An 8,700-nucleotide genomic window follows, 5' to 3' on the forward strand; every position below is an offset into this window, starting at 1 on the left:
GCATGTCCGTACCCGTCATCGACGTGCACACGCACATGCTGAGCGACGCATGGCTGAGCGACATCCGTGCGCACGGCGCGCCCAAATACGACGTGAAGCCGACTGCGGCCGGGCAGGACAGCGTATGGGTGAGCGGGGCGCCGTTCATGACGCTGTTCCCCGGCATGTTCGATTACGATCTGCGCATCGCGAATATGGACAAGGCGGGGGTTGATGTCGCGATCGTCTCGCTGACCTGCCCGAGCGCCTATTGGGGCGGCGAGGCGGTGAGCACGCGGGTGGCGCGTGAAATGAACGCGCACATGGCGTATCAGCAGGGGCGCTTTCCTGACCGGATACGCTTCTTCGCAACGCTGCCCTGGCAATATGCCGACAGCGCTGTAAGCGTTCTGAAGGAAGCGATCGCGCAGGGGGCTGTGGGCGTGTTCGTGAGCGCAAACGTCGACGGCAAGAGCCTGACCGCGCCGCAGTTCGCGCCGATCTGGCAGGCGATCGATGATCTGGCGCTGCCGGTTCTGGTCCACCCCACCGCGCCGCAGGGTGCCAAGGAAATGGAACTGGACGAATATGGGCTGGTGCCGCCGATCGGCTTCATGTTCGACACGACGCTGGCGATCTCGCGGATGATCCTCGACGGGTTCATCGACCGCTACCCCAATATCGGAATCATCGCCGGACACGGCGGTGCGGCCTTGCCCTATCTGGCGGGGCGGCTGGATCGCTGCCACGAGATGATTCCGGCCTGCGCCGAGAAGATCAAGGACAAGCCGTCGCGCTATTTGAAGCGCATCTATTATGACAGCGTGGTCTACGAGAAGAACGCGCTGGATCTGTGCATCGAAGTCGCCGGCGGCCCGGAACGCGTGATGTACGGATCGGATTATCCGCACAATATCGGCGACATGGCGGGATGCCTGGCACGGGTGGATGCGCTGGATTCCGGGGCAGCGAAGCTTGTCAGGAGCGGGACCGCGCAGAAGCTGTTCAAGCTGTGATTTCGCCCGCGCTCGTGATTGATGGGAAACGGTTGCCGACGGCGACGACCTTCCCGGTCATCGATCCTGCGACGGCGGCGCCTTTCATCGATGCACCGCTGGCGCGCCTCGCCGATGTAGACGCTGCGGTTGCGGCCGCGCGGCGGGCTTTTCCCGGCTGGGCATCGACGCCGATCGAGGAACGCGCGCGGGCCGTGCTGGCCGTCGCGGATGCGATCGAGGCGGCGAAGGACGAACTCGCGGCGCTGCTGTCGCGCGAGCAGGGCAAGCCGCTGGTGTCTGCCGGCGGGGAGATCATGGGCGCGCTCGGCTGGGCGCGCGCGACCGCCGCGCTCCGGCTGCCGGTCGATGTCATCAAGAACGACGACAGCGTCCGCATCGAAGTGCATCGCAAGCCGCTGGGCGTGGTCGGGTCGATCAGCCCGTGGAACTTCCCGGTGATGATCGCGATCTGGCATATCATTCCCGCGCTGGTCGCGGGCAACACTGTGGTGATGAAGCCGTCCTCCTACACGCCTCTGGCTGCGCTGCGGATGGTGGAGATTGCAAACGCGCATCTGCCGCCGGGCGTGCTCAATTCGCTGACCGGCGAAGGCGATATCGGGCGCGCAATCGCCGGGCATTCGGGCATCGACAAGATCGTGTTCACCGGATCGACTCCCACCGGCCGGTCGATCATGGCGAGCGGTGCCGCGAACCTGAAGCGGCTGACGCTGGAACTGGGCGGCAACGATGCCGCGATCGTGCTGCCTGATGCGGATATCGACAAGATTGCGCCGAAGCTGTTCCTGAAGGCCTTCATGAACAGCGGCCAGATCTGCGCCGCAGTGAAGCGCATTTATGTTCACGAGAGCGTGCACGACGCTCTGGCGGAAAAGCTGGCGGAAATGGCCCGCGCGGCGTCGGTCGGCCCTGCGAGCGATCCGGGGAACCAGTTCGGGCCGGTACAGAACCGGATGCAGTTCGATCACGTTTGCGCGCTCGCCGACGAGGCGAAGGCGAAGGGCGGGCGTTTCCTTGCGGGCGGTGAGCCGATGGGCCGCGAAGGCTATTTCTTCCCGCTGTCCGTCGCGGTCGATGTGAGCGACGGTATGCGCATCGTGGACGAGGAGCAGTTCGGCCCCGTTCTTCCGATCATACGCTATTCCAATGTCGAAGACGCGCTCGCACGCGCCAACGCCAGTGAGAACGGGCTCGGCGGATCGGTCTGGTCGGCGGATGTCGAGGGGGCAATCGCGCTGGCGCAGCGGCTGGAGTGCGGAACGGCCTGGGTGAACGACCATGCCAGCATCTCGCCGGACGTTCCGTTCGGCGGCGCCAAGCAATCGGGCGTCGGCGTCGAGTTCGGGCTTTACGGGCTCGAAGAATATACGCAGCTTCAAACAGTGCGCATCGCGAAAGTCTGACAATCGGGGGAGGGTGACGGGATGTTTCAGTTTGACCAGGCATTCCGTGACGAATTCGCGGCCAACTGGCGGGTGTTGCTGATTGCAATTACCGCACTGTTCTTCGGATTTTCCGCGCCCGCCTATGCGCTGCCGTTCATCTACCCGGAGGTGATCCGCGAATTCGGGTGGACGCGCGAGCAGGCGACGCTGCTGGCTTCGGCAAAATATCTGACGGGCGCAGTCGCGTGTCTTGTCGTCGGGCGATTCCTTGACGTTGCGGGCGCATGGATCGCGCTGGTGGTCTCGGTGGTGATCGGCGGCATTGCGCTTATCGGTTTCGCGTTCGTCGAGGGACTCAACAGCTATTATGCGGTCGGCGTGCTCCTGGGGATCGCAGGGCCCGGTGCGATGGTTTCCAGCTTCGTACTGGTGGGCCGCACCTTTCGCGCATCGCAGGGAACCGCAACCGGCGTCGTTCTGCTGGGCACCGCGCTTGGCGGGGTGGTCATGCCGCTCGTCACCGCAGCGTTTATCGGCTGGTTCGGGTGGCGCGTCGGCATGTCGATGCTGTCGATCGGGATCTGGGTCGTCGCGCTCCCCGCGCTGGCTTACGGCCTGCTGCGCGTTCCGATCACCCAGCAGGTCGCGGTGGCAGGCGATATGGGCGAAAAGGCCGGCGTCGCCGCCTATTTCGGCAAGCTGATGCGGGGATCGAGCTTCTGGCTGATGTCCGCCGCGTTTTTTCTGGTCACGATCGTTGACCAGGCGCTGACCCAGCATCAGGTGCTGATGCTGCGCGATGCGGGCCTTGATGCAGGGCAGGGCGCGTCGGTGGTCAGCATCATCGGGCTGTTCACGATTGCCGGGCGCATTGTTGCGGGCAACATCCTCGATCGCAACTCCAACCGCGGTCTGGCGGTGCTCTACGTGCTGCTGACCGCCAGCGCGCTGCTTTCGTTCCTGCTGACAAACCCGATCGTGCTTGTGACCTATATCGTGGTCCGCGCGCTCGGCCATTCCAGCGTGATGGTGGATGGCCCGGTGATCTCGCGCCACACCTACGGGACGCAGCATCTCGGCCTGCTGACCGGATTGATCACGGCGATGGCCAACCTGGGATCCGCCGCCGGGCCGTGGCTGATGGGCCGGATGTATGACGTGGGCGGGTCTTATCGTGCGGCGCTGATCGTGTTCATGATCCTGCCGATCGTCTCGGCGGTGTTCATGTGGTTCGTCAATCCGCGTGCCTGGAAAGCGCAGCGCGAGATTCCCTCCGGCTAATCGTCACAGTCTGGACACGATCATGTGAGATGAATGGACAAAGGGGGCTGCAATGCGGATGCGTGCTCTGTTTATCGCTTTGGGCCTGATCGCGGCGCCCGCCGCTGCGCAGCTCGATGCGCCACCCGAAGAGCTTTATGGTCGTTATGCGCCGGGCGGCGATTGTTCGCTCCAGCCGCGCATCGAGGTCGGCAAGCCCGGCGTTTTCATCGATACCGCCGCCGGGCGGCAGGGGCCGCTTCCGGTCAGCGTCTGCTACTCCTGCGCGGGCGGCGCCCGGTACGAGGGCATCCAGCGCTGGGTGTATGTGAAATACGGCAAGGACAAGTGGGGCGGGGACAACATGCCCGTGATCTTCATGTTCAATGCGCAGGAAAAGCGCGGCCTCGTTCATATCGAGCACGACGATACGCTGAAAACGCCGATCGGTGCGCAGATGACGCAGGTGGTCCGCGCGAAAGCGATGAAGCAGTGCGGCGCGGCGTCGCCGCAAGGCGCCCAGGCCAAACCCGCCGCCGCGAAGCCGGTCCTGCCGAAACCCGCACCGCCCGCGAAAACGCCTGCGGACGGCTTTGCGTCGGTTCTGGGCGGGCTGCTGCGGCCTGCGACCTCTCCGGCGAACAGCTATTACGACTGGCGCCATATCGAATCCGCGCCGCACGTCACCTGGGCCGCGCTGCCGCCCGAGATGCTCGACAAGCCGATGTCGAACGGCGAATATTTCCGCCGCGCAGGCATCGCGAGCGTCGCCGGGCAACAGCTCAAGGTGCTGGCGGGCGGCGCGCGCACGATGGTGATGACCTTCTATTTCAAGAACGAGGGCAAGCCGATCGGCACCCCCGCGATGCTCGCGGCGCTGAAAAGCGCGGGCTATACCGCCACGCTCGCGCGCTGCCCGAAGCTGAAAACCATGCCCGCGCCGGTCTGGTATCGCCTCTCGGCCCCCGGCAAGCGCCCCGCCTATCTCTGGGTGACGGGGGCGAGGCCACCGCAGCAGCCGTGGGAAGGCTTCAGCCTGTCGCTCGACGAAGCGCTGAAACCGCTGACCGCGCGTGAGGCGGCGGTCTATACGGATCGCTGCGCCTGACCTGATGATTTCGCCCGGCTGGCGCGACGCGCCGCGACGGGTTAAAGTTTCGCTCAAATTCATGCGTTTTGAGGGAGACGCTTCATGGCGACCGTTGCCGTTCTGCCGGGCGAGGCAAAATCCATCGCAGAGATGAAGGCGCTTCTGGAGCGCCAGCGCGCGGCGTTCATGGCGGAGCTGCCGGTGAGCGCGGCGGTTCGCAAGGACCGGCTGCGCAGGGCGGTCGATCTTGTTCTCACGCACAAGCTGCCGTTCGTGAAGGCGCTTTCGGAAGACTTCGGGCACCGGAGCGCCGAGCAGACGCTGGTGACGGACATCATGTCGTCCGTGAAACCTCTGAAACACGCCGTCAAGCACCTCGATGCGTGGATGCGCCCGGAGCGGCGCTCGCTCGATTTCCCGCTCGGGCTGCTCGGGGCGAAGGCGCAGGTCGTGTATCAGCCCAAGGGGGTCGTGGGTATCATCAGCCCGTGGAACTTCCCGCTGAACCTCACCTTCGGGCCGCTCGCGGGCGTGTTCGCGGCCGGAAACCGCGCAATGGTGAAGCCCTCGGAATTCACGCCCGTCACCGCCGCGCTGATGGCTGAACTTGCGAAACAGTATTTCGACGAGACCGAACTCGCGATCGTGCCGGGCGGGCCGGAGACCGGCAAGGCGTTCGCGGGGCTTGCCTTCGATCACCTGATCTTCACGGGCGCGACGGCCATTGCGAAGCACATCCTGCACGCCGCTGCCGAAAATCTCGTGCCCGTAACGCTGGAGCTTGGCGGCAAGTCGCCGGTCATCGTGTCGCGCAGCGCGAACATCGCGCAGATGGCGGAGCGGGTGGCGCTCGGCAAGATGATGAACGCGGGGCAGATCTGCCTCGCGCCGGACTATCTGCTCGTGCCGCAGGAGAATGAGGCCGAGATCGTCGAGGGGCTGAAGACGGCGGCGACGACGATGTACCCGTCGCTGCTTGCCAACGACGATTACACCTCGGTGGTGAACGCCCGCCACCGCGAGCGGCTGCAGGAACTGCTGGTCGATGCCGCCGCGAAGGGCGCGGAAATCGTGACCGTGAACCCGGCAAACGAGGATTTCGCGAACACCAATTCCAACAAGATGCCGCTCAGCATCGTGCGCAACGTCAGCGACGACATGCGCGTGATGCAGGAGGAGATCTTCGGGCCTTTGTTGCCGGTGAAGACATACCGGGAGACCGACGAGGCCATCGCCTTCGTAAACGGCCGCGACCGGCCGCTCGGGCTTTACTATTTCGGTGCAGACGGCGCGGAGGAGCGCCGCGTGCTCGATCGCACCATCTCGGGCGGCGTGACGGTGAACGATGTGATCTTCCACGTTTCGGCGGAAGACCTGCCGTTCGGCGGCATCGGTCCCTCGGGCATGGGCAGCTATCACGGGCAGGACGGGTTTCGCGCGTTCAGCCATGCCAAAAGCATCTACCGCCAGCCGAAACTTGACCTTGCGGGGCTGGCAGGCTTGAAACCCCCTTACGGGAAGAAAACCCACGCCACACTTGCAAGGGAACTGAAGCCATGATCGAACGCCGCATCGAAGGTCGCCAGCGGGATCTGGGGGGCGGCTTCGTGGTGCGGCGGGTGCTGCCGTCGGCGGGTCGGCGCATGGTCGGGCCGTTCATCTTCTGGGACCATTTCGGCCCGGTGGCGTATGCGCCCGGCGAGCGTTTCGACGTGCGCCCGCATCCGCACATCAACCTCGCCACGGTCACGTACCTGTTCGAAGGCGAGATCTTCCACCGCGACAGCCTGGGCAGCGCGCAGGCGATTCGTCCCGGCGCGGTGAACTGGATGACGGCGGGGCGGGGGATCACGCATTCGGAGCGCACCTCGCCCGAGGTGCAGGCGACGGGCCAGCGCATGGAGGGCATCCAGGCCTGGGTCGCGCTTCCCAAAACGCATGAGGAGGTGGAGCCGAGCTTCGTGCATCACCCGGCGGACACGCTGCCGGTGATCGCGCGCGAGGGCGCGCGGCTGACCATCATCGCGGGCACGGCTTATGGCAGGCAGTCGCCCGTGGGCGTGGTGTGGCCTACGTTTTACGTGGATGTCGATGCGAAGGCAGGCGCGACGATCGACGTCTGCAACGAACACGAGGAGCGCGCGCTCTATGTGGCGAGCGGCCGCATCGCGCTTGCAGACGGCGTGGCCGAAGAGGCGACGATGCTCGTGCTGGAGCCCGGCGCGAAGGTCGAATGGACAGCGGAAACCGATGCCCGCGTGCTGATGCTGGGCGGCAAGGCGATGGACGGCCACCGCGAAATCTGGTGGAACTTCGTCTCCTCCCGCCCCGAGCGCATCAATCAGGCCATCGACGATTGGGAGGCCGACCGTTTCGCGCACGTTCCGGGCGACGACGAAGAACGGATACCGCTGCCCGATGATCCTCGGCCCAAGGTATAAGGGATCGATCCTTCTCGGCCGGCGGCTTGCTCTCGGCCCGCTGTCGCACTATCGCTGAGCCCCGCCGCCCGGTGTCTGCCGAGATAGAGAGCCTTTGTTTCAGCCGGTTCGTGTTCTTGCCCGCGTTTTGCCCGAACGGTTTCGTGCCGGGGTAAAACGGCGCGCGGCCGGCATCGCCTTCGCGCTGCTCATCGAAGGGTTCCTTGCGCTTATCCTGCTGACGCTGGTGCCGTCGGTTTCCGAAAAGATGGTGCCCATGGTCGTCATGCGGCTGGATCAGGTGCGCGAGGACGAGCCTGCGGAAGAGCCGGAGGAACCCAGGAAGGCGCCGCAGCCCGAAGCGCAGCCTGAGCAGACGGCCCGGCCCGTCGATCCGCCGCCTGTGCCGATAGAGATTCCGGTCATTCAGCTTTCGCGCGAGGACATGGCGATTACCGACATCGCGAAACTGCCGCCGCCGCCGTCCGCACCCGCGCCGCCGCGCCCCGTCATGGGGCCTCCGGCGCCGCCGACGACGGGCGGGGATACGCCGCTTGTGGACGGAACCGGGCCGAACGGCGAACCGCTCTATGCCGCGGCGTGGTATCGGGAGCCTTATCAGGATGAACTGAGCGGCTATCTGTCGACGGCGCGCGGGCCGGGGTGGGGGCTCATCGCCTGCCGCACGGTGGCGGATTACCGGGTCGAGGATTGCGTGGCGATCGGGGAATATCCGCAGGGATCGAACATCGCGCGCTCGGTGCTTGCTGCGGCCTGGCAGTTCCGGGTGCGCCCGCCCCGCGTGGGCGGCCGGGTGATGGTGGGCGAATGGGTGCGTATCCGCATCGACTATGATCTGCGGCAGCGCCCCGCGCGCTATTGACGGCGGCGCGAGCACCGCAAAGAAAACGGCGGCCCCTTTCGGAGCCGCCGTCTGTCTTTTGCCGTGAGAGGCGTGCTTACTTCGCCTTGCGGCGGCGGGCAGCACCCAGGCCGAGCAGACCGAGGCCGAACAGCGCCAGCGCGGCGGGTTCAGGCGTATCGATCGGCGGCGGCGGCGGGATCAGGTCGCCGGTGATGAGGACGTTGTCGATCTTCACCCAGTCTTCCTTGTCCTTCCACTCGTGCTTTTTCTTTACGTCCTCGCAGACTTTCTTGTACTTTTTGCCGACCCACTTCCACTCGCACTCCTCTTCCCAGTAATAGGAGACATAGGAGTTGTCGGTCGAGATGAGCTTGAAGATGAGGTCGGTCCCGGCGATGTCTTCGATGTCGAGAGCGAGCGAGACGTTGAACCATTCCCAGGCGCTGTCGAGCGAGACCGAGTAAACGAGATCGCCGAAGTACACTTCGAGGATGTCGCCGGCTTCGGTTTTCCAGGGCTTGTACTGGAACGAGAGCACGATGTTCTCGTAACCCGTCAGATCGATGTCGAACTGCGTCGAAGTCACATACCTGTTTTATCCCAGGCTTTGATGGTGCATTATTCAGCCAGCAATGGAAGGATGCGCTATGGGACAGATACTCCATGGGAGCGCCACAACGAC

The 8,700-nt window shown here is 64.9% G+C and carries 8 protein-coding genes; 7 read left to right on the forward strand and 1 reads right to left on the reverse strand.

The features are described 5' to 3' along the window. Nucleotides 1-2: 2 nt before the first annotated feature. From GGQ98_RS12830 to GGQ98_RS12860, 7 genes are all read left to right on the forward strand, one after another. On the forward strand, nucleotides 3-995 hold the full coding sequence (locus GGQ98_RS12830) for an amidohydrolase family protein (RefSeq protein WP_184070108.1): 993 nt from the start codon (nucleotides 3-5) through the stop codon (nucleotides 993-995). 32 nt (nucleotides 996-1,027) lie between these two features. Continuing rightward, the gene (locus GGQ98_RS12835; RefSeq protein WP_243451866.1) at nucleotides 1,028-2,401 is read left to right on the forward strand and encodes an aldehyde dehydrogenase family protein; all 1,374 of its coding nucleotides are present in this window, start codon (nucleotides 1,028-1,030) and stop codon (nucleotides 2,399-2,401) included. 21 nt (nucleotides 2,402-2,422) lie between these two features. Further along, a complete protein-coding gene (locus tag GGQ98_RS12840) occupies nucleotides 2,423-3,664 on the forward strand; it encodes an MFS transporter (RefSeq protein WP_184070112.1) in 1,242 nt (413 codons plus the stop codon). Nucleotides 3,665-3,722: 58 nt separating this feature from the next. Beyond that, nucleotides 3,723-4,751 carry a hypothetical protein gene (locus GGQ98_RS12845; protein WP_184070114.1) on the forward strand — a complete coding sequence of 343 codons (1,029 nt, stop codon included), beginning with the start codon at nucleotides 3,723-3,725 and terminating at the stop codon, nucleotides 4,749-4,751. A gap of 84 nt (nucleotides 4,752-4,835) precedes the next feature. Then, the gene (locus GGQ98_RS12850; protein ID WP_184070116.1) at nucleotides 4,836-6,293 is read left to right on the forward strand and encodes a coniferyl aldehyde dehydrogenase; all 1,458 of its coding nucleotides are present in this window, start codon (nucleotides 4,836-4,838) and stop codon (nucleotides 6,291-6,293) included. Then, a complete protein-coding gene (locus GGQ98_RS12855; protein WP_184070118.1) occupies nucleotides 6,290-7,174 on the forward strand; it encodes a pirin family protein in 885 nt (294 codons plus the stop codon). The genes GGQ98_RS12850 and GGQ98_RS12855 overlap by 4 nt, the downstream gene beginning before the upstream one ends. 94 nt (nucleotides 7,175-7,268) lie before the next feature. Continuing rightward, nucleotides 7,269-8,036 carry a hypothetical protein gene (locus GGQ98_RS12860; protein ID WP_184070120.1) on the forward strand — a complete coding sequence of 256 codons (768 nt, stop codon included), beginning with the start codon at nucleotides 7,269-7,271 and terminating at the stop codon, nucleotides 8,034-8,036. 76 nt (nucleotides 8,037-8,112) lie between these two features. On the opposite strand, the gene GGQ98_RS18850 is transcribed toward GGQ98_RS12860, so the two are convergent. Beyond that, a complete protein-coding gene (locus tag GGQ98_RS18850; RefSeq protein ID WP_184070123.1) occupies nucleotides 8,113-8,604 on the reverse strand; it encodes a PEP-CTERM sorting domain-containing protein in 492 nt (163 codons plus the stop codon). Nucleotides 8,605-8,700 lie beyond the last annotated feature (96 nt).

Origin of the sequence: Sphingosinicella soli (assembly GCF_014199685.1) — a bacterium.
GTDB lineage: Bacteria > Pseudomonadota > Alphaproteobacteria > Sphingomonadales > Sphingomonadaceae > Sphingosinicella > Sphingosinicella soli.

Coding starts and splice junctions, on each gene's coding strand:
- GGQ98_RS12840 (WP_184070112.1), top strand. CDS start 2,423: ATGTTTCAGTTTGACCAGGCATTCCGTGACGAATTCGCGGCCAACTGG.
- GGQ98_RS12850 (WP_184070116.1), top strand. CDS start 4,836: ATGGCGACCGTTGCCGTTCTGCCGGGCGAGGCAAAATCCATCGCAGAG.
- GGQ98_RS12845 (WP_184070114.1), top strand. CDS start 3,723: ATGCGTGCTCTGTTTATCGCTTTGGGCCTGATCGCGGCGCCCGCCGCT.
- GGQ98_RS12830 (WP_184070108.1), top strand. CDS start 3: ATGTCCGTACCCGTCATCGACGTGCACACGCACATGCTGAGCGACGCA.
- GGQ98_RS12855 (WP_184070118.1), top strand. CDS start 6,290: ATGATCGAACGCCGCATCGAAGGTCGCCAGCGGGATCTGGGGGGCGGC.